The 26290-nt window shown below is 75.2% G+C and carries 25 protein-coding genes; 4 read left to right on the forward strand and 21 right to left on the reverse strand.

The window, feature by feature from the left end; all coding sequences use genetic code 11:
• The first annotated feature begins 207 nt into the window (after nucleotides 1-207).
• The gene (locus tag J116_RS26730; RefSeq protein WP_051203628.1) at nucleotides 208-1509 is read left to right on the forward strand and encodes an MFS transporter; all 1302 of its coding nucleotides are present in this window, start codon (nucleotides 208-210) and stop codon (nucleotides 1507-1509) included.
• Between the two features lie 561 nt (nucleotides 1510-2070).
• Here J116_RS26730 and rfaE2 read toward each other — a convergent pair.
• The 13 genes from rfaE2 to J116_RS26795 form a co-directional block, all read right to left on the reverse strand.
• Nucleotides 2071-3474, reverse strand: a complete 1404-nt coding sequence (gene rfaE2, locus J116_RS26735; protein ID WP_023590154.1) for a D-glycero-beta-D-manno-heptose 1-phosphate adenylyltransferase — start codon at nucleotides 3472-3474, stop codon at nucleotides 2071-2073.
• Nucleotides 3471-4244: a D-sedoheptulose-7-phosphate isomerase gene (locus J116_RS26740; protein ID WP_023590155.1), complete on the reverse strand. Its 774-nt coding sequence runs from the start codon at nucleotides 4242-4244 to the stop codon at nucleotides 3471-3473. Before J116_RS26740 ends, rfaE2 begins: the two co-directional genes overlap by 4 nt.
• A 118-nt stretch (nucleotides 4245-4362) precedes the next feature.
• Nucleotides 4363-5601 carry a glycosyltransferase gene (locus J116_RS26745; protein ID WP_023590156.1) on the reverse strand — a complete coding sequence of 413 codons (1239 nt, stop codon included), beginning with the start codon at nucleotides 5599-5601 and terminating at the stop codon, nucleotides 4363-4365.
• Nucleotides 5598-6563, reverse strand: coding sequence for a glycosyltransferase (locus tag J116_RS26750; RefSeq protein WP_023590157.1), 966 nt, complete (start codon nucleotides 6561-6563; stop codon nucleotides 5598-5600). The genes J116_RS26745 and J116_RS26750 overlap by 4 nt, the downstream gene beginning before the upstream one ends.
• Complete coding sequence (locus J116_RS26755; RefSeq protein WP_023590158.1) at nucleotides 6560-8248, reverse strand: carbamoyltransferase family protein; 1689 nt, start codon at nucleotides 8246-8248, stop codon at nucleotides 6560-6562. The genes J116_RS26750 and J116_RS26755 overlap by 4 nt, the downstream gene beginning before the upstream one ends.
• Before the next feature lie 91 nt (nucleotides 8249-8339).
• Nucleotides 8340-9317 carry a UDP-glucuronic acid decarboxylase family protein gene (locus J116_RS26760; RefSeq protein WP_023590159.1) on the reverse strand — a complete coding sequence of 326 codons (978 nt, stop codon included), beginning with the start codon at nucleotides 9315-9317 and terminating at the stop codon, nucleotides 8340-8342.
• 43 nt (nucleotides 9318-9360) lie between these two features.
• The gene (locus J116_RS26765; RefSeq protein ID WP_023590160.1) at nucleotides 9361-10455 is read right to left on the reverse strand and encodes a carboxylate-amine ligase; all 1095 of its coding nucleotides are present in this window, start codon (nucleotides 10453-10455) and stop codon (nucleotides 9361-9363) included.
• A 69-nt stretch (nucleotides 10456-10524) separates the two neighbouring features.
• On the reverse strand, nucleotides 10525-11538 hold the full coding sequence (locus J116_RS26770; protein ID WP_023590161.1) for a glycosyltransferase family 2 protein: 1014 nt from the start codon (nucleotides 11536-11538) through the stop codon (nucleotides 10525-10527).
• The gene (locus J116_RS26775; RefSeq protein ID WP_023590162.1) at nucleotides 11535-12488 is read right to left on the reverse strand and encodes a glycosyltransferase family 9 protein; all 954 of its coding nucleotides are present in this window, start codon (nucleotides 12486-12488) and stop codon (nucleotides 11535-11537) included. Before J116_RS26775 ends, J116_RS26770 begins: the two co-directional genes overlap by 4 nt.
• Nucleotides 12485-13558 (reverse strand): glycosyltransferase family 9 protein, encoded by a 1074-nt coding sequence (locus tag J116_RS26780; protein ID WP_023590163.1) that lies wholly within the window; start codon nucleotides 13556-13558, stop codon nucleotides 12485-12487. Before J116_RS26780 ends, J116_RS26775 begins: the two co-directional genes overlap by 4 nt.
• Nucleotides 13555-14286, reverse strand: a complete 732-nt coding sequence (locus J116_RS26785; protein ID WP_394331498.1) for a D-glycero-alpha-D-manno-heptose-1,7-bisphosphate 7-phosphatase — start codon at nucleotides 14284-14286, stop codon at nucleotides 13555-13557. Before J116_RS26785 ends, J116_RS26780 begins: the two co-directional genes overlap by 4 nt.
• Nucleotides 14283-15302, reverse strand: a complete 1020-nt coding sequence (locus tag J116_RS26790) for a glycosyltransferase family 2 protein (protein WP_023590164.1) — start codon at nucleotides 15300-15302, stop codon at nucleotides 14283-14285. The genes J116_RS26785 and J116_RS26790 overlap by 4 nt, the downstream gene beginning before the upstream one ends.
• A gap of 229 nt (nucleotides 15303-15531) precedes the next feature.
• Nucleotides 15532-16341, reverse strand: a complete 810-nt coding sequence (locus J116_RS26795; protein ID WP_023590165.1) for an SDR family NAD(P)-dependent oxidoreductase — start codon at nucleotides 16339-16341, stop codon at nucleotides 15532-15534.
• 228 nt (nucleotides 16342-16569) lie between these two features.
• On the opposite strand from J116_RS26795, the gene J116_RS26800 reads away from it, so the two are divergent.
• Nucleotides 16570-16983 carry an SRPBCC family protein gene (locus J116_RS26800; protein ID WP_023590166.1) on the forward strand — a complete coding sequence of 138 codons (414 nt, stop codon included), beginning with the start codon at nucleotides 16570-16572 and terminating at the stop codon, nucleotides 16981-16983.
• 113 nt (nucleotides 16984-17096) lie between these two features.
• On the opposite strand, the gene J116_RS26805 is transcribed toward J116_RS26800, so the two are convergent.
• Nucleotides 17097-18341: an aromatic acid exporter family protein gene (locus J116_RS26805; RefSeq protein ID WP_028964571.1), complete on the reverse strand. Its 1245-nt coding sequence runs from the start codon at nucleotides 18339-18341 to the stop codon at nucleotides 17097-17099.
• A gap of 98 nt (nucleotides 18342-18439) precedes the next feature.
• On the opposite strand from J116_RS26805, the gene J116_RS26810 reads away from it, so the two are divergent.
• Complete coding sequence (locus tag J116_RS26810; RefSeq protein ID WP_023590168.1) at nucleotides 18440-19237, forward strand: SDR family oxidoreductase; 798 nt, start codon at nucleotides 18440-18442, stop codon at nucleotides 19235-19237.
• Nucleotides 19238-19370: 133 nt separating this feature from the next.
• Here J116_RS26810 and J116_RS26815 read toward each other — a convergent pair whose 3' ends face one another.
• From J116_RS26815 to J116_RS26830, 4 genes are all read right to left on the reverse strand, one after another.
• On the reverse strand, nucleotides 19371-21002 hold the full coding sequence (locus J116_RS26815; RefSeq protein WP_023590169.1) for a catalase: 1632 nt from the start codon (nucleotides 21000-21002) through the stop codon (nucleotides 19371-19373).
• Nucleotides 21003-21236: 234 nt separating this feature from the next.
• On the reverse strand, nucleotides 21237-22013 hold the full coding sequence (locus J116_RS26820; protein ID WP_023590170.1) for a metallophosphoesterase family protein: 777 nt from the start codon (nucleotides 22011-22013) through the stop codon (nucleotides 21237-21239).
• Nucleotides 22010-22264, reverse strand: a complete 255-nt coding sequence (locus J116_RS26825) for a hypothetical protein (RefSeq protein ID WP_023590171.1) — start codon at nucleotides 22262-22264, stop codon at nucleotides 22010-22012. Before J116_RS26825 ends, J116_RS26820 begins: the two co-directional genes overlap by 4 nt.
• Nucleotides 22261-22908 (reverse strand): nucleotidyltransferase family protein, encoded by a 648-nt coding sequence (locus tag J116_RS26830; protein WP_028964572.1) that lies wholly within the window; start codon nucleotides 22906-22908, stop codon nucleotides 22261-22263. The genes J116_RS26825 and J116_RS26830 overlap by 4 nt, the downstream gene beginning before the upstream one ends.
• Nucleotides 22909-23008: 100 nt before the next feature.
• On the opposite strand from J116_RS26830, the gene J116_RS26835 reads away from it, so the two are divergent.
• Nucleotides 23009-23503, forward strand: a complete 495-nt coding sequence (locus J116_RS26835) for an SAM-dependent methyltransferase (protein ID WP_023590173.1) — start codon at nucleotides 23009-23011, stop codon at nucleotides 23501-23503.
• A gap of 30 nt (nucleotides 23504-23533) precedes the next feature.
• On the opposite strand, the gene J116_RS26840 is transcribed toward J116_RS26835, so the two are convergent.
• The 3 genes from J116_RS26840 to J116_RS26850 are packed head-to-tail and all read right to left on the reverse strand — an operon-like array spanning nucleotide 23534 to nucleotide 26024.
• The gene (locus tag J116_RS26840) at nucleotides 23534-24391 is read right to left on the reverse strand and encodes an amino acid ABC transporter ATP-binding protein (RefSeq protein WP_079147949.1); all 858 of its coding nucleotides are present in this window, start codon (nucleotides 24389-24391) and stop codon (nucleotides 23534-23536) included.
• 2 nt (nucleotides 24392-24393) lie between these two features.
• Nucleotides 24394-25194, reverse strand: a complete 801-nt coding sequence (locus tag J116_RS26845) for an amino acid ABC transporter permease (protein ID WP_023590175.1) — start codon at nucleotides 25192-25194, stop codon at nucleotides 24394-24396.
• Nucleotides 25191-26024, reverse strand: coding sequence for an ABC transporter substrate-binding protein (locus J116_RS26850; protein WP_023590176.1), 834 nt, complete (start codon nucleotides 26022-26024; stop codon nucleotides 25191-25193). Before J116_RS26850 ends, J116_RS26845 begins: the two co-directional genes overlap by 4 nt.
• Nucleotides 26025-26290: the final 266 nt, after the last annotated feature.

The following is a 26290-nucleotide window of genomic DNA, read 5'->3' on the forward strand; positions in this document are numbered from 1 at the left end:
GGGGCGGGAACTGCCACCATGGTCGGCGCACGTTCCCGGTGGAGCGGCAGCGCGGGCCGGGCCCGTGCGGACACCCCGCCGCGATCCGCCATTCGAGCCCCCTCCATCACCTTGCCTTCTTCCTCCCCGGTCACCGCGCCCGCCGCCCCGCCCGCCGCTCTTCCCGCCGCCGACACGTCGCCGTGGCGTTCGCTCAGGTACCGCAGCATGCGCTGGTGGTCCGTCGCGAACTTCGTCTCCAACGCCGGTACGTGGATGCAGCTCACCGTGCAGAACCTGCTGGTCCTCCAGATCACCGGCTCCGCCGCCGCGACTGGCCTGTCCCTGTCCGTCCAGGCCGCGCCCGGCCTGCTGATGGGCATGGCGGGCGGCGCCCTCGTGGACCGCTGGCCCCGCAAGCTGACCGCCGCCGTCAGCCAGGCTCTGCTCGGCCTGGTCGCGTTCACCACCGCGTTGCTGGTGGCGTTCGACCATCTGAACCTGGGCGTGCTGATGGCGCTCGCCGCCGTCACCGGCCTGATCGCCACGGTGGACGGGCCCGCCTGCGCGCTGCTCGGCAACGACCTGGTGCGCGCCGACGACGTGCCGTCGGCCATCGGGGTCGGCTCCCTCGTCCACAACGCGGGGCGCCTGGCGGGCGCCGGTCTCGCGGGTCTCACGGTCGCCTTCCTGGGCACCGCGTCGGCGTACGCGGCGAACGGGCTGTCGTTCCTGTTCGTGACGGCGGTCATCCCGTTCCTGCGGCCCGTCCGCGAGCCCGCCCCGCCGGTGCCCGCCGGGAAGTCCGTACCACCGGTGCCCGCGGGGGAGCCCGTCACCCGGAGCGGCGACGACGGCCCGATGGGCGTACGGGAGGGCCTGGCGTTCTTCGCCCGCCGCCCACGCCTGGTCGGCCTGGCGGTCATCTCCGGGGTCAGCGCCGTGTTCGGACGCAACTACGGTCTGACGCTCGCCGTCCTCGTCACCGGACCGCTCGCCGGGGGCGCCGCGGCGTTCGGCACCGTGTCGACCGTCCTCGCGGCCGGCGGCATCGTCGGCGCCGTCCTGGGCGCCCGGCTGCGCAGGCCGTCCGTACGGCTCGTCGGCACGCTCGCCGCCGTCGGCGGCCTCCTCCAGGTCGCCGCCGGCCTCTCACCGTCGCTGGCGGTGCTGCTGGTACTGGTCCTGCCGATGGCGGTGGCCGAGTCGGTGTCCGACACGGCCGGTACGACGGTGCTCCAGACCGACCCGCCGCCGCACCTGCGGGGCCGGGTGCTGGGCGTGTGGGGCAGCATCCGTACGGTGTGGAGCCTCGCCGGGCCGCCGGCGCTGGGGCTGCTCATGGAGCTGGCCGGCGCACGGGGCGCGCTGATGCTGGGCGGACTGACGATCGCGGCCGTCGTCGTGGCGGGCCGCGTCACCCACGCCCGCCGCGCCCCCGCCCCGGTCCTCCTCAAGAACCCGGCCCCCACGCCCCCGCCCCGGTCCTCCTCAAGAACCCGGCCCCCACGGTCCCCCACCCCACCCTGAGCACAGCAGCCTGACCCTGCGAGTTGCCCCGCGCCCGTCACGCGCGGGGCAACTCGCAGGGCGCCCTGGTCCCTGAGCGCAGGCCCCCGGTACGCCTCGGCCCGCTCCCCGGGTGTGCCCGCCCGGGCATCGGCCCCTGCGAGTCGGCCCCCGCGCTGCACGGCAGCTTCCGCTGTGGGCAGGCGTTCCGCAAGGCGGAACGGGTGGGCACAGCGGACCTGCCGGGTGCCCGTACCGGCGCCCGCCGCACAGGTGCGGGACGCCTGCCCACAACTGGCTGTGTGCCGCCTCCGCCCACAACGGGCGGGAGCCCGGCCGTGTCGGCCTCGCACGAGGGCGCACCCCCGGGCGAAGGTCTCGGCTCCGCTCGCCCGGGAGGACCCCCATCGCCCCTAGCGGCCAGCTGCCCCCGACTGGGCGGGGCCGAGGACTGGTGCGTGACCTCCCGGGGGCGCCCTGGCCCAGGGCCTCGGCGATAGGCCGGGTACGAGGCGGCGCGCCTCGTACGTGTGCGGGCCCGCCGTCGTCAGCTCGGCGGGGACCCCCGGGACGGGGTGGCCGTCAGCCGGGGGCCGGGCGGGAGGCCGCGCGGGCCGCGCGGTGGGCCAGGAGCGTCGTGGAGCGGCCGTCCAGGTACGGCAGGACCACCGCCTGCCCGCCCCAGGCCCGTAGGACCTCCGCCTCCGGCAGGTCCTCCGCCGAGTAGTCGCCGCCCTTCACCCACACGTCCGGCTTCAGCCGCGTCAGCAGCTCCGCGGGCGTGTCGCCGTCGAACACCGCGACCGCGTCCACGCTGCCCAGACCGGCCAGTACCCGCGCCCGGTCCGCGATCGGGTTCAGCGGCCGCCCAGGGCCCTTCAGCCGCGTCACCGACTCGTCGGAGTTGACGCACACGATCAGGCAGTCGCCGATCCGCCGCGCGCTCTCCAGCAGGCCCACGTGCCCGGCGTGCAGCAGGTCGAAGCAGCCGCCCGTCGCGACCACCGTCCCGCCCCGCGCCCGCACCCGCGCGGCCAGGGCGAACGGGTCGGTGACCGGAGGCTCGTGCCGTCCCCGCTCCGACGGGGCCCGCCACAGCGCCGGGTTGCCCGCGCCGCCCGCCGCGACGAAGGCCGCCGCCTCCGCGACGCCCCGCTGCACGGCCTCCTCGGGCAGCGCCCCGTCGGCCAGCGCGGCCGCGGTCGCCGCGGCGAAGCAGTCGCCCGCGCCGCACGGGTCGCCGGACGCCCGGTAGGGGGCCGGGACGAGCATCGGCGTCCCCGTGTCGGGCCCCGGCCGCGTCAGCAGCACGCCCCGCTCGCCGAGGGTGACCGCGACGGTCGCCGCCCGCCACCGCTCCGCGAGGCCGGAGCCGCGCCGCGCGTACGCCCGCAGGGACTCGCCGGCCACGCCGGGGCTGAGCGCCCGCGTCTCGGCGGCGTTCGGCGTGACGATCCGCACCCCGGGCACGGGCGCCCCGCCGCGCGGGTGCGGGTCCCACACGACCGGCACGCGCGGCGCGATGGCCGCCAGCACGTCCCGTACCGCGCCCGCCGTGTGCCGCCCGTAGTCCGCGACCAGCACCGCGTGCGCGTCGGCCAGCGCCTCGCGCACGGCGTCGCCCGGCTTGCCCGGGTCGCCGCCGCCCCGGTCGATCCGCACCAGCGGCCTGCCGGAGGCCAGCACCCGGGTCTTGACCGGCAGCGTGCCCCGCAGCGGCAGCTCCACCAGCCGCACCCGGCCCTCCAGGGAGCCGCGCACCGCGTCGCTCGCCGGGTCCTCGCCGAGCGCCGTCACCAGCACCACCTCGCGCCCGCCGCGCGTGGCCAGCGCGGCGGCGAGACCGGCGCCGCCGGGCCGCCGGTGGTCGCCCGTCACGTCCACGACCGGCGCGGGGGCGTCGGGCGTGAGCCGGGTGGAGACGCCCTCGATGTCCTCGTCGAGCAGCGCGTCCCCGACGACCACCAGCGGCCTGCGGGCGTTCATGACATCCTCCGCCGCGCCGCGGCCGGTGCGAAGGACCCGGACGCCCCGCTGGTCCTCCAGTGCGGGCCCGTCTCGACGGCCGTGTCGAAGCACTCGCACAGCACGTGCACCGCCACCAGGTGGGTCTCCTGCACGGTCGCCGTCGACGCGGCGTCCACGCACAGCGCCTCGTGCGCCGCCTCGGCCAGCGGGTTCGGCGCGGGCCCGGTCAGCGCCCACACCCGCAGCCCGGCGGACCGGGCGGTCGCGGCGGCGGCGATCAGGTTCCCGCTCCGCCCCGACGTGGACAGCATCAGCAGGACGTCGCCGGGGCGGCCGTGCGCGGCGACCTGACGCGCGTACACCTGGTCGAAGCCGTAGTCGTTGCCGATCGCGGTGAGGCTGGACGTCTCGGCGTGCAGGGAGATCGCCGAGTACGCGGGCCGCTCGCGCCGGTACCGGCCCACCAGCTCGGCCGTCAGGTGCTGCGCCTGCGCGGCGCTTCCGCCGTTCCCGGCGGCCAGCAGCCGCCCGCCGCCCTGGAGGACGACCGCCAGGCGGGAGCCCCAGCGGGCGATCACGTCCAGGTGGTCTCGGCGGAACCGGCCGACGGCGTCCTCCAGCGACGCGCAGTGCCGCCGGGCCGCCTCCCGGGCCGCGAGCGGAAGCGCGTCGTGCGCGCTGCCGGGGAGTCCGTCGTGCGCGCCACGCGGAAGACCGTCGCGCGCGCTGTCCGGAAGGCCGTCCGGGAGGCCGTCGGGGAACTCTTCGGGGAGGGAGAAATCGCTCATGTGTGTTCGGGCGCCTGTTCCGGCGGACGGCCGCGGCGGACCCGCACCTCCTTCGTCGTTCGACTTCGGCTCCTGGCCGGTGACCGATCGGCCGCCGACCGGTGACCGGCCGGTGGTCTCAGGCCGCGTCCGTGACGGTGGGCCGGGCGGCGCGCACCTGCGCGTACACGGCCTCGGTGGCCGCCGCGACGCGCTTCCAGTCGTACCGGCCGAGCACGCGCCGCCGCCCGGCCGCGCCGCACGCGGCCCGCAGCTCCGGGTCGGCGAGGAACTCCGCCGCGGCCCGCGCCAGCGCCGCCGGGTCACGGGGCGGTACGAGCCGCCCGCATCCGGGGTCGGCGACCGTGTCGAGCTGGCCGCCCACGGCGGTGGCCACCACGGGGCGCCCACAGGCCATGGCCTCCAGCGGCACGATGCCGAACGGCTCGTAGTCCGCCGGGCACACGACCACGTCCGCGCTCCGCAGCAGCGGCGCCACGTCGTCGCGGGACACCGCGCCGAGGAACCGCACCCGGTCCGCGACCCCCGCGAGCCGGGCCACCCTGCGCAGCCGCCGCACCTCCGGGTCGGCGTCGAGACCGTCCGGCGGCGGGCCGCCCACGATCACCAGCTCCGTCTCGGGCAGCCGGGACAGTGCCACGATCGTCACGGCCGCGCCCTTGCGGGGCACGAGCCGCCCGAGCTGGAGCAGCCGGTGCCGGGCCGGGCCGCGCGGGGCGGCCGGACCGGCGGGGGAGAACTGCGCGGGGTCCACGCCGCACGGCACGACGCTCACCCGCTCCGGCCCGATGCCCATGCGCCGCAGTTCGCGGACCTCGTCCCGGCAGGTCGCGACGACCCGGTCGCAGGCGAGGCCCACCTCGCACTCGGCGCCGATCCGCTCGGGCGGGCTCGTGTCGGCGGCCTTCTGGTGGCGCCGCTTCACCGTGCCCAGCGCGTGGTACGTGTGCAGCAGCGGCACCCGCAGGGAGCGCGCGGCCCGTACGGCGGCGATCCCGGACATCCAGAAGTGCGAGTGCAGCACGTCGGGCGGCCGCTCCTCCAGAACACGCGCCATGTACCGGCCGAACGCCTCCATGTACGGCAGCAGCTCGTCCTTCGGCACCGGCTCGGGCGGGCCCGCCGGGACGTGGTGGACGACCACGCCGGGCCGCATCCGCACCTCGTCGGGCAGCAGCGGGTCGTCGCGGCGGGTGAACACCGTCACGTCGTGGCCGCGGTCGGCGAGCGCCCCGGCGAGCCGCGCGACGTGCACGTTCTGCCCGCCCGCGTCCACGCCTCCCAGCGCGGCGAGGGGGCTCGCGTGCTCCGATACGAGCACCACCGACAGGGGTTCCACGGGGCCGTGGCCGGTCATGAGCGCACCTCCGTCAACACGCGCTCCCAGTCGTCCAGGAAGCGCTTGAGCCCGTACCGTTCGAGGGCGGCCTGCCGGGCCCTGGCGCCGTCCTCGGCGGCCGCGTCCGGCTCCTCCAGATAGCGGCGGGCGGCCGCCGCCAGCACCTCGGGCCGGGTCGAGAGGGTCCCGGCACCGGCCGGGACCGCCTCCACCGCCTCCGTGGTGGCCAGCGCCACCACGGGCATGCCCAGGTGCATCGCCTCCAGCAGCGACAGGCCCAGCGACGTCCACCGCACCGGGTGCAGGTACAGCCGCCGCTCCGCCATCGCCGCGTGCAGGTCCCGCTGCGGCAGGTCCCGCGCCCGGCACCGCTCCTCGGGCACGCCCAGATGCGCGGCCAGGCCCTCGGTGCGCATCCCGAACACGTCGAGCGGCGCCGCATCCGACAGCGCGGGCAGCAGGTCCGTGCCGGTGTAACGGGCGCGCCGCACGGGCTCGTTGACGACGACCGCCGCACGGGGGAGCCGGCCCGTGTACAGGTGGCCGGGGTCCACGATGCCGTGCTCGATCACCTCGGTGCGGGCCCTGCCGCTGTCCCAGAACAGCCGGTTGAAGTGGGTGACGTGGACGAGGGTCAGCCCGTCCCGGTCGGCGCACGGGTGGCGCGTGTCGGGCACGTTCCCGTCGGGCGCGTTGTGCTCCAGGTACACGACGGGCACGTCACGGCCGGGGCGGCGCCCGCCGAGCCAGCGCTCGGCGAGCGCGAACTCCTCGGGCCGCTGGAGGAGCACCACGTCCACCGGCTCGTCCCCGAGCTGTTCGGGTGTCACCTCCCGTACGGTGTCGGGCCAGCTGAAGGTCTGGGCGCGGCCCCGCCCGTCGGGCCCCCAGCCGGGCAGCACGGGGACGAGGTAGGTGTGCGGGCCCTGGACGAACGCCGTCGTCCAGGAGCCGTGGACGTGCCAGAGCAGGATGTTCACCGCGCCGACCTCCTCACCGACTGGGAGTCCTGCGAGTCCGCCGTGAAGAACGCGCCCCGGCGCACCGCGTACGGGCCGATGGCCAGCAGGTCCACCGGCGTGGAGCCGAAGCACTCCAGCGCGTCGCGCGGGTCGTCCACCATGGGCCGTCCCGCGGTGTTCAGGCTCGTGTTCACCACTACCGGCAGGCCCGTGCGCCGTTCGAACTCCTCCAGCATCCGCGCGACCAGCGGTTCGGCCCGCCGGTCCACGGTCTGGATGCGAGCGGTGCCGTCGACGTGGACGACGGCCGGGATGCGGTCGCGCCACTCGGGCGCCACCTCGTGCACGAACAGCATGTACGGGCTGGGCAGTCGCCCCGTGAAGATCTCCGCGGCCCGTTCGGCGACCACCATCGGCGCCACCGGCCGGAACTGCTCGCGGCCCTTCACGTCGTTGAGCCGCTCCAGGTTCCCCGCGTGCCCGGGGTGGGCCAGCAGCGAGCGGTGGCCGAGCGCCCTCGGGCCGTACTCCGAACGCCCCTGGAACCAGGCGACGACCGCGTTGTCCGCGAGCGCCTCCGCGACGGTCGCCGCGATGTCCGGCGGCCGTTCGAACGGCACCTGCGCCGTCTTCAGCCAGGCGCCCAGCTCCGCGTCGGACCAGTCGCGGCCCAGGTCGGCGCCGCCCATCGGCGCCACGTCGTCCCCGGCGCCCGCCGCGAGCAGCATGGCCCCGCCCAGTGCCGTACCGGCGTCACCGGCGGCCGGCTGCACCCACACGCGGGAGAAGGGGCCCTCGCGCGCGATGCGGGCGTTCGCCACGCAGTTGAGGGCCACGCCCCCGGCGAGCGTCAGCAGCGAGTCGTGGGTCCGGCCGTGCAGCCAGCGCACCAGGTCCAGCAGCGTCTCCTCCAGGACCGCCTGGGCGCTCGCCGCCAGGTCCGCGTGGTCCTGCGTCCACGCCTCCTCCGGGCCGCGCGGCGGGCTCAGCTCCCGCCACGGCACGCCCGCCGCGCGGAACCCGCCGTCACCGGTCGGGTACACGTACCGGCGCAGCTCCTCGAGCATGCGGGGGCGTCCGTACGAGGCGAGCGCCATCACCTTGAACTCGTCGGAGGAGCGCAGGAACCCGAGGTGCTCGGTCAGCTCCTCGTACACCAGGCCCAGCGAGTGCGGCAGGTCCTGCGCGGCCAGCGGCTCCAGGCGGTTCCGGACGCGGCGGGCCGCCAGGTGCGAGGCCCGCTCACCGCGCCCGTCCAGGACGAGGACGGAACTCGTGTCCGCCCCCGCCTCCTCGGTCGCGAACGCCCCGGACGCGGCGTGCGCCATGTGGTGCGGCACGAACCTGACCGCCTCGGGGTCGAGTCCGGGCAGCGCCGTCCTCAGGAACCGGGGCGCCTCGCGCGCGTAGGTGAGCCGCAGATGGTCCCACGGGTCGTCGAGGCCCATCTGGTCGGCGGGCCGGGCGAGCGCCGGGTCGAACGAGTACGCGACGGCGTCCAGGTCCTGCGGGCGCAGCCCGGCCCGTTCAAGGCACCAGGCGGCGGCCTTCTCCGGGAGTTCCCAGGCGGAGAAGGGCAAGGGGCGTTTACCGTGCTTGCGCCGGGAGAAGCGTTCCTCCTCGGCTGCGGCGACCACGCGTCCGTCGACGACCAGCGCGGCGGCGGGATCGTGGAAGAGGGCGTTGATTCCGAGAATGCGCATGGGCTACCTGTCTTTCGGCGCGCCGGGGGAGGGCGACAGCGGGGAAGCGGAACAGGAAGAGGGGCCTTCAGGGCGGAGGGACGACGGTCGGTCAGGTGCCGGGCGCGGTGTCGGCCGCCCTGTCGGCGCGGAACCATTCGATGGTCCGCCGCAGCCCGTCCTCGACCGGGACGCGCGGCTCCCACTGGAGCTTGTCGCGGGCCAGCGTGATGTCCGGGCAGCGCACGGCCGGATCGTCGGTGGGCCGCTCGATGTACCGGATCTCCGAGCGGGAACCGGCCAGTTCGATGATCAGCCGGGCCAGCTCCAGCATGGTCGTCTCGGCCGGGTTGCCGATGTTCACCGGGCCGCGCAGCCCGTGCGCGGCGGCGGCCAGGATGCCCCGTACCGTGTCGTCCACGTAGCACAGCGACCGGGTCTGGAGACCGTCGCCGGTGACCGTCAGCGGCTCACCGGCCAGCGCCTGCCGCACGAACGTCGGCACGGCCCGCCCGTCGTGGCCGCGCATCCTCGGCCCGTACGTGTTGAACAGCCGGACGATCCCCACGTCCGTGCCGTACGTCTCCGCCTGGGCGGTCGACAGCGCCTCCGCGAACCGCTTCGCCTCGTCGTACACGCTGCGCGGGCCGACCGGGTTGACGTTGCCCCAGTACCGCTCGTTCTGCGGGTGCTGCTGCGGGTCGCCGTACACCTCCGACGTGGAGGCCAGCAGGAACCGCGCCCCCGCCCGGTGCGCCAGCTCCAGCGCGTGCCGCGTGCCGAGGCTGCCCGCGTCCAGCGTGTGCAGCGGCAGCCGCAGGTAGTCCGCGGGCGACGCGGGCGACGCGAAGTGCAGCACCAGGTCCGGCGGGCGGCCCACCTCGAACGGCTCCGAGACGTCCGCCTCGAGCAGCGTGAACTCCGGGTGCTCCAGCAGCGGGGACACGTTCTCCCGCCTGCCGGTGCTGAAGTCGTCCACGCACGTCACGGCCGTACCGGCGGCCAGCAGCGCGGAGCACAGGTGGGACCCGACGAAGCCTGCGCCGCCCGTGACGACGGCGTGCTGCCAGCTCCGGGCGAAGGTGTTCATACGGTCTCCTCGTTCGACGGTCTACGGTCTCCTCGTTCGACGGTCATGGCGCCACGGTCTCCGTGATCAGCAGGTCCGTCAGGGTGGGCATCCCGCCCTCGGCGAGCGCCCTGCGCTGGAGATCCGCCGATGTGCCCTGCTGGAGCAGCCGGTGCACCAGCGAGGTCACCTCGCGGGTGTCCCCGGCCTCCTCCAGCGCAGGGGTCACGGAGTCGAGCAGGCGGACGAGCACGTCCCCGGCCCGGCGCGCCCTGCCCTCCGGGTCGATCAGAAGCTCGCTCAGTCCGTACCGCGCCGCGTACCAGTTCGCGGCCTGAAGCCGCTCGGGAGGGCAGTCGGGCAGCGGCTCCCCGGCTTCCTCCGCCCGAAGGGCCGTGGTCACCATGGCCCGGATCAGCCCCGCGAACATCACCGCGGCGTCCGCCCTCAGCTGCACGTCAGGGCAGCGGACCTCCAGCGTCGGATAGCGCTCCGACAGCCGGGCCTGCCAGTAGATCTGGCCGGTGTCGGAGATCACCCCGGAGTCGAGCAGGGTGCCCACGCGCCGGTCGTGGTCGGCGGCGTCGGCGAAGGCCGGTGGCGGGCCGCTCACCGCCCACCTGCCGTAGATCACGGTCCGCCAGCTGGCGAAGCCCGTGTCGTGCCCGTCCCACAGCGGCGAGTTGGACGACATCGCCACCAGCACGGGCAGCCAGGGCCTGATCCGGTTCAGCACGGCGACGGCCGCGTGCCGGTCGGGCACCGCGACATGCACGTGCATGCCGTTCACCAGCTGCTCGTCCACCAGCTGGGGCGCCTGCGACCGCATCGCCAGGTAGCGGGCGCTCTCCGTCACCGCCACGGGACCGGGACCCCGGTACGGGGCGGTGCCCGTCGCCACGATCCGGCACCCGTTCTTCTCCGCCGCGGTCCCCAGCGCGTGCCGCAGCCGCAGCAGATGGCCGCCGACCTCGTCCAGGTCCGAGCAGACGGGGGTGGCCACCTCGACCTGGGACTGCAGGAGCTCCGACTGGACCTCCTGGTCCTCCACGATCGGGCCCAGACCCGCCGCCCTGCGCACCTCGTCAGCGAGGGGCACCGGCAGGCAGGTGACCGGATCGACGAGGAAGTACTCTTCCTCGACCCCAACTGTGATCATGTGCCGGCGGGTACCCGCAAAACTCAGAGCGAACCGGCACATACGGTACGAAGCGCTTCCCTCACCCGATCAGCGGACAGACGCTCCCGAGCGGGCCTCGCCCTCCGGGAGCCCCTCGGTCCCCGGCGCGGTCCCACGCCGTCCGGCACGCGCCCGGACGGCGCCCTCCACCCGCCGCGCCGCCGCCTCGACGCGCGGCGGCAGCCGGCGCCGGGCCCGCAGCGCCGCCGGAAGCCGCTCCAGCACCCCGCGCAGCGCCTCCCGCGCCTCCGGGTCCCGCCGCGCGTCCGCCGCCAGGGTGCCGGTCCGCCGCACCGCCACCGACAGCGGCCGCCGCAGCCACGCCGTCAGCACGGCGTTGCGCCGCATCACCGCGCGCCGCCCGTCCCGCACGCCCCCGACCGGGCTGTGCACGGCCACCACCTCCGGGCAGTGGCACACCGCCCAGCCGCACGCCTCCAGGTCGTACGCGAGCAGCTGCTCCTCCCCGGCGAAGAACACCACCGGGTGGTAGCCGCCCGCCTCCAGGAACGCCTCGCGCCGCGCGACCGCCGCGCACGCCAGGAAGCCCAGCACCCGCGTCCCCGGCAGCCCGTGCTCCCGCTCCAGCGGCGACGCGGCCAGCTCCGCGTTGAGCGGGTCGTCCCGCCCCTCGTCCCCGACCCGCACCGCCGCCGCGACCAGACCCAGCCGCGGGTGGGCGTCCAGCAGCCGCTCCGCCGTCGCCAGCGCGCCAGGCTCCCACCACGAGTCGTCGTCGCTGAACGCCACATACGGCGTACGGGCGTGCCGGGCGCCGAGCGTGCGGCCGACCGCGCCGAGGTTCCGGCCGGGGGAGACCAGCGTCACCTCGGGGTGGCGGGCGGCGACCGCGTCGGCGGTGCCGTCCGTCGAGCCGTTGTCGACGACCACCACGGGCGGCCGCTCGGGCAGCGCCGCGAGCCGGTCCAGGCTGTGCAGCAGCTGGTCGCGCCGGTCGCGGGTGATGACGACGACGGTCGTGCGGGAAACGGCCTCGTACGGGCCGGCGGTACCGGGCTCGGCGGCGCGGGACTCGGCGGTACGGGGCTCGTGGGCGGTCACGTCCGGGACACCTCCAGGTGGGGGAGCAGGGCGGTGAGGACCTCGTCCGGCCCGATGCGCAGCAGCCGCGGGTCCGGCGCCCCGCCGTGCGGGTCGCCCGGCGGGCCCGGGTGCCACAGCGCCACGTGCCGCGTACCCGGCGGCGGGCCCCACAAGCGCGGCGGCACGGGCCCGAACAGCGTCACCGACGGCGCCCCGTACGCGACGGCGACGTGCGCGATGCCCGTGTCGCCGCTCACCACGGCCGCCGCCCCGGCGCACAGCGCGGCGAGCCGCCCGTACGGCAGCCCGCCCGCGAACACGTCCTCGTCGCCGAGCCCCGCCGCCCCCGCCACCCGCGCCAGCAGTCCGTCCTCGCCCGGCCCGCCGGTCAGCACCGCCCTGTGGCCGTGCCGCCGCACCTCCCGTACGACCTCCGCGTACCGCTCCGGGGGCCACCGCCGGGCCGGGGCGTCGGCGCCGGGGTGGACCACCACCGCGCCGGGCGCCGGGGACGGCTCGCCCGGCGGCGGCAGGCGCAGGTCGCCGGGGTCGGCCGGGACGCCGTACCACTCCAGCAGCCGGCACCAGCGGGCCCGCTCGTGCTCGTCCGCGCTCCACACCGGGCCCTCGACGTGCGGGGTCCCCGGATGGGCGAAGGCCAGCAGCCTGCCCGGCCCGGTCCGCTCGAGCACCAGGTGGCTGGACGGGCCCTTGCCGTGCAGGTCCACGGCCACCTCCGGCGGCGGCCCCCGCCACGGCAGCCGCACCGGCACGGCCCTGCCGGGCGCCGACGCGGGCAGCAGCGTGTCCACCGCGTCGACGGCCGCCACCACGTCGGCCAGCGCCCTCGGCGCGGCGAGCACCACCTCGTATCCGGGGAGACCGCGCCGCACGGCCCGCAGCGCGGGCACCGCGGCCAGCAGGTCACCGAGCCCGAGCGCCCGCAGCACCAGGACCCGGGGCCTCACTCCGCCGCCTCCAGCAGCTTCCCGACGGCCGCCACCACGTCCTCCGCCGTCACCCCGTCCAGGCACGGATGGCCCGGCACCGGGCACTCCCGGGCCCGCGACCCGGCGCACGCGGCGTCCTGGTCGCCGAGCAGCACATGCGGCACGCCGTACGGGCCCCACCGCTCGGCCGGGACCACCGGCGAGAACAGCGACACGACGGGGGTGCCCACCGCCGCCGCCAGGTGCGCGGGGCCGGTGTTGCCGGTCACCACCACCCCCGCCGCCGCGAGGACCGCCGCCAGCTCGGGCGGGCGGGTGCGGCCACCGAGGTCCACGCCGTGGCGGCCCGCGACGTACGCGGTCAGCTCCCGCTCATCGGGGCCGCCCGTGACGACGACCCGGTGGCCCGCCCCGGCGAGCAGCCGCACCGCCTGGGCGCACCGGTCGGGGCTCCACCGGCGGGCCGGGACGCTCGCGCCGGGGTGGACGGCCACGTACGGGCCGGGACCGGTCAGCTCCGGCACGGCGGGGGCGTGCCGCACCCGCAGCCGCCCGTCGTCGCCCGGCGGCCGGGGGAAGCCCGCCGCCTCGGCCAGCGCGAGCGCCGCCTCCGCCTCGTGGGCGCGCGGCGGCCGCTGGTGGCGCACGTCCAGGAGGGAGCCGGGCGCGTCCACGCTGTCCGCGGCGATGTGCGGGACCCGCGCCATGCGCAGCAGCAGCGCGGCGGGCAGCGGGCTCTGGTGGAACGACGTCAGGATTAGCGCCGCGTCGAACCGGCCCGCCGCGAGCCGGTCCACGATCCGCCCGATGTCCGTCCGGTCCACCGGCGGCGGGGAGAAGCCGACCCACGGCGCCTCCCACACGAGCACCTCGTCCACGCCCGGCAGCAGCCGCGCGGCGGGCGCGCCCTGCGGCCCGCACAGCATCGCCACCCGGTCCGCGCGGTGCGCCACCGCCCGCACGGCGGGCCCGGCGAGCAGCACGTCGCCGAAACTGTCGAGCCGTACGACCAGCGCCCGCGTACCCGCCCCGCCGCGGTCGGCGTGCGCCGCCCCCCGGGTGCCGTCCCGGTCCGCGGGCGCGCTCATACCGGCCTCCGTACCGTCGAGGGGCGTCCGAGTACGTGCCGTACGGCGCCGAGCAGGTCGCGGCACACGTCCGGCGCGGACGCCACCTCGGCGGGCAGCGTCCGGGTCGTCGGCACCAGCACGCCCCGGGCGCCCGCCGCGCGCGCCGCGCCCATGTCGGCGCCGATGTCCCCGATGACCACGCACCGGTCGGGCGGCACCCCGAGCCGCCTCGCGGCCTCCAGGACCAGCCCGGGCGCGGGCTTCCGGCAGCCGCAGCCGTCCTGCGGGGTGTGCGGGCAGTGCACCCACACGTCCAGCGGCCGGCCCAGCAGGGCGTCCACCCGGGCGTTCACCTCCAGCACGTCCGCCTCGGTCAGCAGGCCGCGCCCGATCCCTGACTGGTTGGACACGACCCCGACCGGTATCCCGCGCGCCCGCAGGAGCCGTACGGCCTCCCGGGCGCCGGGCATCAGCCGCACCCGCCCGGGGTCACCGTTGTACGGCACGTCCACGATCAGCGTGTCGTCCCGGTCGAACAGGACGGCGCCGGGCACCGCGTCCTCGTCGTACGGGCCCCCGGCGACGCACCCGTCGCCCAGGCCCCCGGCGACGCGTTCTCCGCCCGGACCCCGGGCGACGCGGCTTCGGCCCGGTCCTCCGGCGACACGGCCCCCGCCCGGGTCCTCGGCGAAGCTCCCGTCGCCGGACTCCTGCGCGAGGCCGCCCGCGCCGGGTGCCCCGTTCACGCGACACCGCCGTTCCACGCGCCCGCGGAGCGGTGGCGCAGTTCCCCGGCGACGCGGTGCCAGGTGGCGAGCGCCGGGATGGCGGCGCTGGTCAGCGCCATGGTGATCACCTCGTCCCGGGTGCGCGGCCCCGGCGCGATCCGCGCCCGCGCGAACTCCGCCGTCCCCAGCAGCCATCCGCCCGCCGCGAGCGCCGCCGCCCGCCGTCTGCCCGCAGCGGCGAGGGCGACGGCCAGCCCGCCGGCGGCGGTGACCGCCGCGTGCCGCCGGATACGGCCCCGGGGGGCCGCCGCCCTCGCCCACCAGTCGGGGCCGTGCAGCCGTACCATCAGCGCGTCGTCGGCGTTCCCTGCCTGCGTCCGCAGCGACACCCACCGGTCGGCGGGGCGCACGGGATGCTCGGTGCGGCGGGTGCCGCGCCGGATCAGCCAGCCCGCGTCGATCACCCGCAGCGCCAGGTCCGCGTCCTCCCGGAACGCCCGCCGGAACCGTTCGTCGAAGCCTCCCACCGCCCGCAGCGCCTCCGTCCGGTACGCCATGTCGGCGGTCGCCCACAGGGCCCGCTCCAGGCCCGCCGTGTTCCGCTCCCAGTCCGTGGGCGGCCGGTCGTCGGGCAGGGGGACGCGCAGCACGCCCTGCACCCCGCCCGTGTCCGGCGACGCGGCGGCGAGGTCCCGCGCGAGTTCGGTGCGCCAGGACGGGCCGACGCGTACGTCGTCGTCGAGGAACACGGTCCACGGCTCCTCCACCTCGCGCAGCCCGGTGTTCCGCGCGGCGGCGGGCCCGCGCCCGCCGCCGCGCAGCACGACGGCCCGGTCGGTGAGCGGGCCCAGCGCGTCCAGCGGCAGATCGCCGGGCCCCTCGCCGGGCGGGGGCTCGCCGGGCCGGTCGTCCACGACGACGACCCGCTGCGGGGCGGGACCCTCGCTCGCGGCGAGAGCCCGCAGGCAGTCGGCGAGGCAGGGCCGTCCCACGGTGGGGACGACCACGGCGTACGGGGCGGGCGGATGGCTCATGCGGCGGCGCCTCCCGATCCTGGACCGGTCACAAGGGCGTATGAAGTGCCCGGGTTTGATCACTTTATGCATGGATCACGCCGCACCGCAGGCCGATCCGGCCAAACCGCCGACCCCGACGCGCCCGGCCACCGACTGCGAAGCCGCGTCCGCCGACCCCCGGCGGCCATGGCCACCGGTCCCGGTGCTGGCCCCGCCGAAGCGGGCGGCAGGCCGGGAAGGCTCTCCGTCACCGGGCCCGACGGCCGGGGGTCCGGAAGCCGTACCCGAGCACGGGCGCGGTCAGCGCGTGCGGCAGCACGGCCGCCGCCCGGGTGCCGATCCTGCTGGGCAGCGACCCGGCGCGGACGGTGCGGCGGCCGCGCATCAGCCCGGCGTACGCCTGCGCGGCCACCAGCGCCGGATCGTCCTTGCGCCGCCACCGGCCCAGGGGCGTGTCCTCCAGGTCGGCGCGCCGGAAGAAATCCGTGTCCGTCGCCCCCGGCAGCAGCGTCGTGACCGTGACGCCCGTCCCCCGCAGCTCGTCCCGCAGTGCCTCGCCGAGGGACCGCAGGTACGCCTTGGTCGCGCCGTACACCGCCTGGTGCGGGCCGGGCACGAGCGCCGCGACCGACGACACGACGAGGAGCCGGCCCCCGCCCGCGGCGACCATGCCGGGCAGCAGCCGGTGCGCCAGGTGCGTGGAGGAGGCGACGTTGAGGTCGATGACCCGCGCCAGGTCGGAGAGGTCCGCGTCGAGGAACGCGCCGCGCGTGCCGACCCCGGCGTTCAGGGCGGCCGCGGCGACGGGTCGTCCGGTCGCGGCTACCGCCTGGTACAGCTGCTCCACCCCGTCGTACACGGCCAGGTCCGCCCGTACGGCGACGGTGTCGGCGCCCAGCCGGCGCAGTGCGACGGCGGCGTCCTCCAGCCGTCCGTCGTCCGCGCAGACCACCAGGTCGAAGCCGTGCCGGGCGAACCGCGCGGCGAGTTCGCGGCCGATGCCGCTGGAGGCGCCGGTCACGACGGCGAGGGGCTTGTCGGCGCTGTCGGGGTGCACCGGCGACGGGTACCCGCGGCCGATTGGCTCGAACGGCCGAGAATGGTTTATCGTTCACCTATGCGGTTGTGAAGGGGCCCTTCACAAAGGCCCCGACCGCGTGAGCTGCCCCGGCTGGTTCCCCCGTCCAGCCGGGGCTTTCCCTTTCCCCGGCTTTCCCGGCGTCCTCGGCCCACCCGTTTCCCCGGTGCCGGGCATGACCTCGCGCCGTCGAGGAACTGTGAAGGGATGACCGAATACGAACGCTCCCTGACGATGCCCGCCCCGCCCGAGCAGGTCTTCGACCAGGCCGCCGACATCGGCCGCCTGGGCGAGTGGCTGCCGGGCGACCTCCACGTCCGCGCGGGCGAGCTGCCCGCCGTGACCGTCCACGAGGACCGCACCGACGAGGACACCCCGGCGCTGCTGAAGCCGCGCAAGGAGCAGATGCGCCTGGAGTGGGGGACCCGCGAGGAGGGCTCCTACGCCGGGTGGCTCCAGGTCGCCGGGATCGACAGCGGCGCCAGCGAGGTCACGGTCCACCTGTCGTTCTTCGACGAGAGCCACGATCCGGGCGAGCGGCGCGTCACCGAGGCCCTGGACCGCAGCCTGCACCGCCTGGAGGAACAGGTCCGCCTCCGCGTGGACACCCCCGGCGGCTGAGCACCGGTGGCCGTCGGACGGCCCCGGCCGGCGCAGAACCGGCCGGGGCGCCGCCCGGCGCCGTTCGGCCCCGGGCGGCGCCCCCGTACGGCCGCGGGGCGTCAGGTTCCGCGTCACGTCTCCACGCTGGGCCGCGACGGTTCGCTGCCCGAGCCGCGCAGCCGGGCGGCGAGCGCCGCGAGGCGGGGGTAGCGCTCGTTGACCTCCGCCGCGTGCCGGTCCAGCTCCTGCGTAAGCCGCTCGGTCCGCTTGTCCACGTCCAGCTCGTCCAGAATCCGGTCGACCTCGCTGAGCAGCGCCCCGTGCAGCTGCCACTGCCGGGGATGCTCCTGTACGTCCTCCAGCAGCAGGTCCGCCACCCGGTCGCGGACGGCGCGGCCTTCGGCCAGGGCCCGCGTGAGCTGCTCCTCCGCCTCCTCGGCGTTCGCCGACACCTGGGTGGTGATCAGCCGGGCGAAACTCTCCACCGCGTGCGCCATGTGCCCGACCAGCTCGCGCAGCAGCACCGCCACGTCCGCCGGGAACAGCGTCTCGTCGGTGCGGTGCTTGGCCAGGTCCGTCAGCGTCCGGGACAGCACGCGCAGCACGACCGCGCAGATCTCCAGGGTGTCCAGGCCGGTCCGCAGCACGATCCTGGCCAGCAGACCGTCCCGGACGCGCGGATTGAGCCGCAGCGACTCCTCCGCCTGCCGCAGCGACGCGTCCACCTCCACGATCGCGTGGTCCAGGCGCCGCGCCTCGTGCAGCCGGGCCGCCGCGTGCGCCACCGGCACATGGCCCAGGCCCGCGATGTCGTCGCCCATGGCCCGCAGTATCCGGCCCATGTCCTTGGCCATGCCCTCGATCGACGCCCCGGCGGGCTGCACCCACACGGGCGGCGCGAGCAGCAGGTTGAACAGCAGCCCGACCCCGGCCCCGATCAGCGTCTCCAGGATCCGGTGCCAGGCGGCGGAGCCGACCTGCGTCACGCCGAGCACCAGCATGGCGCTGATCGCCACCTCGGGAACGAACTCGCTGACCCGCACCAGATGGCCCACGATCAGCGCCGCGAAGATGGTCAGCCCGAGACTCCACCAGGTCAGGCCGACCAGAGAGCTGAACCCGATCGCCACCACCACCCCGGCGATCACCGAGTTGACGCGGCGGATGCCGGTCGTGAGCGTCGCGTACAGCGTCACCTGCACCACCAGCAGCGCCGTCAGAGGCGCGGTGAGCGGCGCGGGCTGCGCGGGCAGCACCATCAGCGCGACCACGTAACTGATGACGGCGGCCACGGTGGACCGCAGCGTCTGCGCGGCGACCGGTTCCCTCGTCCGGCGCACCAGTTTGAACACGGGGGCTGTCGTTACTTCAGGCATCCGGTTCCCCTGCCCTCTCGTGTCGCGCTCACAACAGGCAACCTGCCGGCCGGTCCGCCCGGAGTTTGCCGCCCGCCGGGCGTGGTACCGGCGGACCCATGAACCAAGGAACCCCCGTCGCCGTCGTGACCGGCTCCGACTCCGGCATCGGCCGCGCCACCGCCGTCAAGCTCGCCCGGCAGGGCATGGACATCGGCATCACCTGGCACACCGACAAGGCCGGCGCCGAGCGCACCGCCGACGAGGTGCGGTCGTACGGCCGCCGCGCCGCCGTCGCCCGGATGGACCTGACCGAACTGCCGGACGCCGCCCGGGTCGTGGACGACCTGGCGGACGAACTCGGCAGGATCGACGTCCTGGTGAACAACGCGGGCACCGGCACCGCCACACCCTTCCTCGACCTGTCGTACGAGACCGTGCGCGACGTCCTGGACGTGGACCTCGTCGGGCCCTTCCTGTGCTCCCAGTACGCCGCCCGCCGCATGATCGAGCAGGGCGGACCCGGACGCATCGTCAACGTCACGTCGGTGCACGAGCACCAGCCCCGCGTGGGCGCCGCCCCGTACTGCGCCGCCAAGGGCGGGCTCGGGCTGCTCACCCAGACGATGGCGCTGGAGCTCGCCGAGCACGGCATCACCGTCAACGCGGTCGCGCCCGGCGAGATCGCCACGCCCATGACGGGCCAGGAGGACCGGGACGTCGGCGAGGAGCGCCGTCCGGGGGTCCCGCTGGGCAGGCCGGGCGACGCCCGCGAGGTCGCGGCCGTGATCGCGTTCCTGGCGAGCGACGACGCGTCGTACGTCACGGGCGCGTCCTGGGCGGTGGACGGCGGCATGCTCCGGATGGGCCCGATGGCCGGCTCCCACCTGGAGAGCGACGCCTGGCGCCGCCCCTGAGAGCCCCGCGCCAGCACCCGAACGGCCCGGCGCGGACACCCGGGACACAGGCACCCGGGCGGCCCGCGTCGGCACTCGGCGGCCCGTGGCGGGTCCGGCACGACGGACCGGACCCGCCACGGGCCGCACCGCCTCAGCGGGAGACGACGAACCGCTCGTTCGGCACGCAGTGCGTCATCGTCAGCCCGGTCACGTCCCGCGGCGGGTTCTCGCCCAGGTTCGCGAGCCGCTTGCGGTCCTCGTCGGTGAGGGTCTGGTCCGGCAGCGGCTCGAGCCCCGCCACGTCGCCCGGCGTGATGCCGATGCCCTCGCCGACCCGCACCCCCAGGTCGTTGTCCACCAGCAGGAAGTGCCAGACCATCCGCTCCTGCACGGGCCGGTCACACTGCCCGAGCATGGTGACCAGGTTGCGCACCAGGTCGTCGCGCTCCCACTGCTCCATCAGCTGGTAGCGCTGACCGGCCTGGAGGTAGTCGTTGGTGCGGGGGATGCGCTTGCGGGTGAGGCGGCCCCGGATCTCCGGTCCCTGCTCGTCGTGCGTCGGGTACTCGGCCTCGCGCAGACCGCCCATGAGGGACGGCTCGTAGTTGATGCTCGGGTCCTCCCCGGCGCCGTCGACGTGGTACGTCATCTGGCCGTCGCGCTGGTTGGTGCGCACGTCGGCGTTCTTCGCCTGGTTGACCGGCAGCTGGAGGTAGTTCGGGCCGACCCGGTAGCGCTGTGTGTCGCTGTACGAGAAGGTCCGGCCGACCAGCATCTTGTCGTCGGAGAAGTCCAGGCCGTCCACGAGCACACCGGTGCCGAACGAGATCTGCTCGTTCTCCGCGAAGAAGTTCTCCGGCATCCGGTTCAGCACCATCCGCCCCACCGGCTTCGGCGGGAAGTCCTGCTCCGGCCAGGTCTTCGTGTCGTCCAGCGGGTCGAAGTCCAGCTCGGGGTGGTCGTCGTCCGACATCATCTGGACGAGCAGCTCCCACTCGGGATGGTCGCCGCGCGCGACCGCCTCGTACAGGTCCTTCGTGGCGTGCCCGAGGCCCTGCGCCTGCATGTTCGCGGCGTCCTCCTCGGTCATGCTGCGCACGCCCTGCTTGGGCATCCAGTGGTACTTGACGAGCACCGTCTCGCCCTCGGCGTTCACCCACTTGTACGTGTTGACGCCGAAGCCCTGCATATGGCGGTAGTCCGACGGGATGCCGCGCGGGCTGAACAGGTTGACGAGCATGTGCATGCTCTCCGGGGTCCTCGCCATGAAGTCGAAGATCCGGCGGGGCTGCTGCTCGAAGGTGACCGGGTCCGGCTTGAGCGCGTGGATCACGTCCGGGAACTTGATCGCGTCCCGGATGAAGAACACGCCCAGGTTGTTGCCGACCAGGTCCCAGTTGCCGTCCTCGGTGTAGAACTTCACGGCGAAGCCGCGCGGGTCGCGGGCCGACTCCGAGGAGTCCCGTCCGCCGATCACCGTGGAGAACCGCACGGCCAGGTCGGTGCGCTTGCCGCGCTCCTGGAACAGCTTCGCCCGCGTGAACCGGCTGATCGGCTCGTCGCCCCACGAGCCGTACGCCTCGAAGAACCCGTACGCGGTGACGCCGCGGGCGTGGACGACGCGTTCGGGGATGCGCTCCCGGTCGAAGTGGCTGATCTTCTCCAGGAACTGGTAGTTCTCCAGCGTCGCGGGGCCGCGGGCGCCGACCGTGCGCTGGTTCTGGTTGTCGTAGACCGGGTGGCCCTGGCGGTTGGTGAGCACCTTCCGGCTGTCGTCCGTCACGATGTCCGGCTCCTCTCAGGCTGCGGGGCTGCGACATACCGGATTAGTCCGAGATGTCGCAGTACCCCCGTTACCCGTCCGGAGGGCACCCGTAACCGAACGACCGCGGCGGACCCGGTGCCCGTGGCCGAACGGCCCCGGCGGACCCGGTGCCCGTGGCCGAACGGCCCCGGCGGATCCACCCACCCCGGCCGTCCGCCCCAGCACACGCGCAGCCCCGGCGGCCCGCCAACGTCAGCGGGCCCCCGCCCGCTGCACCCCGCTGCCGACCAGTGACGTCGGGCGCTCGTGCACCGGCAGGTGGTACACGGCGAAGGCCCGCCCCAGCACCGGCTGGGCCACATTGCGGACCCGGACCCCGCCGCCGGTCATCCCGTGCTCGCTGCCCAGGTGCGCGTGGCCGTGCACGGCCAGGTCGGCGCCCGCCTCGTCCACGGCCTCGGCCAGCAAGTAGCTGCCGAGGAACGGGTAGATCTCCAGCGGCTCCCCGGCCAGCGTGTCCGGCACGGGCGAGTAGTGCGTCAGCGCGATCCGCACCGCGCAGTCCGCCTCCTGGAGCATCCGCAGCGACCCGGCCAGCTCCTCCGCGCACCGCCGCGTGTACCGGATGAACGACTTCATCTCCGGCTCGCCGAACTCGCCCCCGCTGCGCCCGGCGAACCCGCCGCCGAAGCCCTTCGTCCCGGCGATCCCGACCCGCGTACCGCCGACCCGCAGCACCGTGCCCCGGCCCTCAAGGACGGTGACGCCGACCTCCTCCAACACGGCCGTGACCTCGTCCTGGAGGTCGCTCTGGTAGTCGTGGTTGCCCAGCACGGCCACGACCGGCACCGGCAGCCCGGCCACCTCGCGGGCCACCACGCGGGCCTCCTCGACCGTGCCGTGCCGGGTCAGGTCCCCGGCGAGCAGCAGCAGGTCCGCACAGTCGCCCAGCGTGTCGAACGCCGGCCGCAGAGCGCCGGCGCTCTCGGGGGACAGGTGGATGTCGCCGACGGCGGCTACCCGGATCATGAAAGCTCCTCTGGGTGCGTCGGGGCGTCGGAGCCGGCCACCACGAGGTCCTCGTGGAGCGGCAGGCCGGCCAGTTCCTCCCGGGCGATGCGCAGGACCTCGCTGCGGCAGGCGGCGCTGGAGACCGTCCCGTACAGCATGACGCTGCCGCCGCGCTCCTCGATGCGCACGCCCAGTTCGGCGATGTCGTCGCTCGCCAGCCGGTCCCGCAGATGCGCGATGCGGTACTCGGCCATGTCGGCGCCGCTCATGGGGTCGCCTCCTTCGGCTCGATGACGTTCAGGCGCTCCAGGAGGAACAGGAAAGCCTCCGGCATGGGAGAACCCTCGCTCTCCTTGCGCAGCAGGTCCCAGTCGATCCGCTCCCGCAGCACACGGGCGATCGGGAGGACCGCGCCGAAGTCGCAGTGGTGCTCGGAGAACGCCGCCAGCTGGCTGCCCATGAGGTCCGTCGGCGCCAGGACCGGCATGTGCACGGAGTCCACCGGCAGGATCTGCGCCCGCGCCAGCATCTCCTCCGTGACCGGGTGCCGGGCCAGCTCGAAGATGAGGTCGATCTCCTCGCCCCGGCAGGTGGCCTTGATCAGCCAGTCCTCGGGGGGCTTGCGGACCCGGATGCCCGCGCTCTGGAGCGCCTCGGTGACGGCGTCCTCGTCCTCGCGCAGCACGGCGAAGTCGGTGTCGTGCTGGAGGCTGGCCGGCACGCCGTGCGCGTACGCGGCGACGCTGCCCGCCAGGGCGAACCGGTGCCCGCCGGCCTTCAGGATGCCGGCCACCTGTTTGGTGGCCTCCAGGATGGCCTGTGTGCGGTCCGGCGGCAGCGCCGGGCCGCCCGACACCTCGCCGGGCGCCGGGGCCACGGCGAGGTACGCGGCCTCGTCAACCTGGTTCTTCACGGTCTCGGCCCCCTTCATCGTCACTGGAGGGCGACCGGGTACCCCGACGGCACACGCTTTATCCTGCCCGTGGCCGATCACCTACGGACAGGGGACCCGCATGACCGGTGCGGAGTACGGGCACCGGGCGGAGGGCGCGGTGGTGTGCCACCCGGTGGGGGTCGGCCTGGGGGGCCGCCGGGAGACGGTGGACGACGACTGGGGCGGCGAGACGGCCGTGATCAGGCTGGACGCGGAGAGGTTCGGCCCGGAGGCGCTGTACGGGCTGGCCGACTTCTCCCATCTGGAGGTCGTCTTCCACTTCGACCGGGTCGCCCCGGACGCCGTCCATACCGGCGCCCGCCGCCCGCGCGGCAACCCGGACTGGCCGCGCGTCGGCATCTTCGCCCAGCGCGGCAGGAACCGGCCCAACCGGCTGGGAGTCTCCCGCTGCCGCGTCCTCGGCGTCGAGGGGCTCGACCTGCGCGTCCAGGGACTGGACGCCGTCGACGGCACGCCGGTGCTCGACATCGCGCCGTACATGGACGAGTTCGGGCCGCGCGGGGAGACCACGCAGCCCCAGTGGTCGGCCGAGCTGATGCGCGCCTACTGCTGACGCCCGCCCCCCCGCGCACCGAAGGTGCCCTCAGGGGGAGCGGTGCGCGCGGTCCGCCGCCGACTCGGGGCCGGGCGGGGCCGCGGCCGCCGGGTCCAGCACCCGGGTGAGGAAGTCGCGCGTACGGGCCTCCCGGGGCGCGCCCACCACCTGCTCGGCGGGGCCCTCCTCCACGACCAGCCCGTCGTCCATGAACACGACCCGGTCGGCGACCTCCCGCGCGAAGCTCATCTCGTGCGTGACCACCATCATCGTCATGCCGTCCCGCGCCAGCCCCCGCATCACCGCCAGCACGTCACCGACCAGCTCCGGGTCGAGCGCCGATGTGGGCTCGTCGAACAGCATGACCTCCGGGTCCATCGCCAGCGCCCGCGCGATGGCCACCCGCTGCTGCTGCCCGCCCGACAGCTTCGACGGGTACGCGCCGGCCTTCTCCAGCAGCCCGACCCGCTCCAGGTTCTCCCGCGCGACCCGCGCCGCCGCCGCCCGGTCGCGGCCCAGCACCCGCCGCTGCGGCAGTGTCAGGTTCTCCTCCACCGTCACATGCGGGAACAGGTTGAACTGCTGGAAGACCATGCCGATCCGGCGGCGCACCGCGTCGATGTCCACGTCCAGGCCCGTGACCTCCGTACCGCCCACGAAGACCTGACCCGCCGTCGGCTCCTCCAGCAGGTTCACACACCGCAGCAGCGTCGACTTGCCCGACCCGGAAGGGCCGATGACGCACACGACCTCGCCCCGCGCCACGTCCAGGTCGATGCCCCGCAGCACCTCGTGCGCCCCGAAGGCCTTGCGCAGACCCCGGATCTCGATCTCCGGACGCCCGTCCGGCACCTCCCCGCGCGCGCCCGGGGCGCCGCCCCTGACACCCTTGGCCTTGCCGTCCATGGTCATCCGGCCTTCCCGGTACGGGCTTCGAGGCGCCGCACCACGAATCCCAGCGGAACCGTCACCAGCAGGTAGCACAGCCCGGCGACGAGGATCGGTGTCGAGTTGGCGGTCTGGCTGGCCAGGTCCCGGCCGAACTTGGTCAGCTCCCGCTCGTTCAGCGTGACCCCGAGGAACAGCACCAGCGACGAGTCCTTGAACAGCAGCACCAGCTCGTTGGTCAGCGGCGGGATCACGATCCGGAACGCCTGCGGGATGACCACCGACACCATCGCCCGCGCGTGCGAGAACCCCAGCGACCGCGCCGCCTCCATCTGCCCCTTCGGCACCGCCTGGATGCCCGCCCGGATCGTCTCCGCCATGTACGCGGCGGCGACGAGACCCAGGCCGAGCGCCACCTTTCCGTACGTACCGCCGGGGATCTCCGTGCCGGGGAAGGCCAGCGGTACCGCGACGCCCACGAAGATGAAGATCAGCAGCGCGGGCAGGCCCCGGAAGAACTCGATGTACACCCCGGCGACCCACCGGTACGGCGCGACCGACGACAGCCGCATGAGCGCGACCACCAGCCCCAGCACCAGCCCGAAGACGAATCCGGACACGGTGTAGACGACCGTGTTGCGCAGCGCCGTCGTGATGATCTCCGGGAACAGCTCCTCGGCGAGGGCCCGCTGCGCGAACTGGTTGCGCAGCCGCTCCCAGTCGGCCACGACGGCGACCGCGACGACGGCGGCGACGAACACCGCGTACTGGACGCCCTGGGAGAGCCGCCGGCGCTGGCGCCTGGTCAGCCGGGAGGTCACGAACCGGCCTGGGGGAGCGGGCCGATCCACTCCTCGTAGATCTTCTTGTACGTGCCGTCGGCCTTGGCGTCGCGGATGGCCTTGTCGATCGCGGCGCGCAGCCTGTCGTTGCCCTTCTTCACCGAGAAGCCGTACACCTCGCCGGTGTCCACGTTCTGGCCGAGGACGAACGCGGCGGCGTTGGCCTTGTCCTTCAGCCACCCCCGCACCACGGGGTAGTCGATGACGACCGCGTCCACCTGGCCGGTGCGCAGCCCGTTGAGGACCGCGTCGGAGCTCTCGAACGCGACGGGGTCGAAGCCCTGGCTCTTGGCGTAGCTCTCACCGGTCGTCTCGGCCTGCGCGCCCAGCTTCAGCTTGCGGGCCTTCACCTCGGCGAGCGTCCTCACCCCGCTTTTCTTCGACGCGAGCACGGCCTGCGTGGCGTCGAAGTACGGGATCGAGAAGTCGACGTTCTTCCTGCGCTCGTCCGTGATGGTCATCCCGGCGGCGGCGAGGTCGCACTCGCCGGAGTTGAGGAACGCGCCGGTCTTGAAGTTCTCGAACGGCGTGTCGAGGATCTTCTGCTCGACGCCCAAGTTCTTCGCGACCAGGTCGATCAGCGCCACGTCGAAGCCGACCACCTTCCCGTCCCGCTCGAACTGGAACGGCGGGTACGGCAGATGGGTGCACGTCGTCAGCTTGCCCTTCTCGACCACGGGCACCCCGCCCTTGGCCTCTCCCGGCCCCTCCTCCTCGGACGAACAGCCCGCCGCGAACAGCAGCGCCGCCGAGACGGCGGCGGCGAGGGGACGGGCACGGTTGCTCTGGCGGCCGGCAGGCGTCGACACGGTTGACCTCCAAGGACGCGGGCGGCGGAATCTGGGGGTGCCGCCGGGCGCGATCGTATGCCACGAAAGCCACCATAAGGTGTAAAACGGTCCATGCCGTCCACCCGGTCGTGCCCGGCAACACCGCCCCCGGCCTCCCCGGCACGGCCGCCACCCGCCGCGCCCGCGCGCTCCCCGGAACGACCGCGCGGTCTGCCCGGCACCGACCCGGTGAACGGCGCCCGGCGGGGCGGCGGCATGCTGGGGGCGTGCTTCCGATTCCCCAA

The organism is Streptomyces thermolilacinus SPC6, assembly GCF_000478605.2.
Taxonomy (GTDB): domain Bacteria; phylum Actinomycetota; class Actinomycetes; order Streptomycetales; family Streptomycetaceae; genus Streptomyces; species Streptomyces thermolilacinus.

What these genes read in the sequence shown, in the direction of transcription:
- J116_RS26825 (WP_023590171.1), bottom strand. Translation starts at nt 22,264, where the DNA reads ATGAGCGGCGCCGACATGGCCGAGTACCGCATCGCGCATCTGCGGGAC.
- J116_RS26790 (WP_023590164.1), bottom strand. Translation starts at nt 15,302, where the DNA reads ATGAGCCATCCGCCCGCCCCGTACGCCGTGGTCGTCCCCACCGTGGGA.
- J116_RS26840 (WP_079147949.1), bottom strand. Translation starts at nt 24,391, where the DNA reads ATGGACGGCAAGGCCAAGGGTGTCAGGGGCGGCGCCCCGGGCGCGCGC.
- J116_RS26820 (WP_023590170.1), bottom strand. Translation starts at nt 22,013, where the DNA reads ATGATCCGGGTAGCCGCCGTCGGCGACATCCACCTGTCCCCCGAGAGC.
- J116_RS26810 (WP_023590168.1), top strand. Translation starts at nt 18,440, where the DNA reads ATGAACCAAGGAACCCCCGTCGCCGTCGTGACCGGCTCCGACTCCGGC.
- J116_RS26805 (WP_028964571.1), bottom strand. Translation starts at nt 18,341, where the DNA reads ATGCCTGAAGTAACGACAGCCCCCGTGTTCAAACTGGTGCGCCGGACG.
- J116_RS26740 (WP_023590155.1), bottom strand. Translation starts at nt 4,244, where the DNA reads ATGAGCGATTTCTCCCTCCCCGAAGAGTTCCCCGACGGCCTCCCGGAC.
- J116_RS26745 (WP_023590156.1), bottom strand. Translation starts at nt 5,601, where the DNA reads ATGACCGGCCACGGCCCCGTGGAACCCCTGTCGGTGGTGCTCGTATCG.
- J116_RS26800 (WP_023590166.1), top strand. Translation starts at nt 16,570, where the DNA reads ATGACCGAATACGAACGCTCCCTGACGATGCCCGCCCCGCCCGAGCAG.
- J116_RS26760 (WP_023590159.1), bottom strand. Translation starts at nt 9,317, where the DNA reads ATGAACACCTTCGCCCGGAGCTGGCAGCACGCCGTCGTCACGGGCGGC.
- rfaE2 (WP_023590154.1), bottom strand. Translation starts at nt 3,474, where the DNA reads ATGAACGCCCGCAGGCCGCTGGTGGTCGTCGGGGACGCGCTGCTCGAC.
- J116_RS26765 (WP_023590160.1), bottom strand. Translation starts at nt 10,455, where the DNA reads ATGATCACAGTTGGGGTCGAGGAAGAGTACTTCCTCGTCGATCCGGTC.
- J116_RS26780 (WP_023590163.1), bottom strand. Translation starts at nt 13,558, where the DNA reads ATGAGCGCGCCCGCGGACCGGGACGGCACCCGGGGGGCGGCGCACGCC.
- J116_RS26835 (WP_023590173.1), top strand. Translation starts at nt 23,009, where the DNA reads ATGACCGGTGCGGAGTACGGGCACCGGGCGGAGGGCGCGGTGGTGTGC.
- J116_RS26755 (WP_023590158.1), bottom strand. Translation starts at nt 8,248, where the DNA reads ATGCGCATTCTCGGAATCAACGCCCTCTTCCACGATCCCGCCGCCGCG.
- J116_RS26730 (WP_051203628.1), top strand. Translation starts at nt 208, where the DNA reads ATGCGCTGGTGGTCCGTCGCGAACTTCGTCTCCAACGCCGGTACGTGG.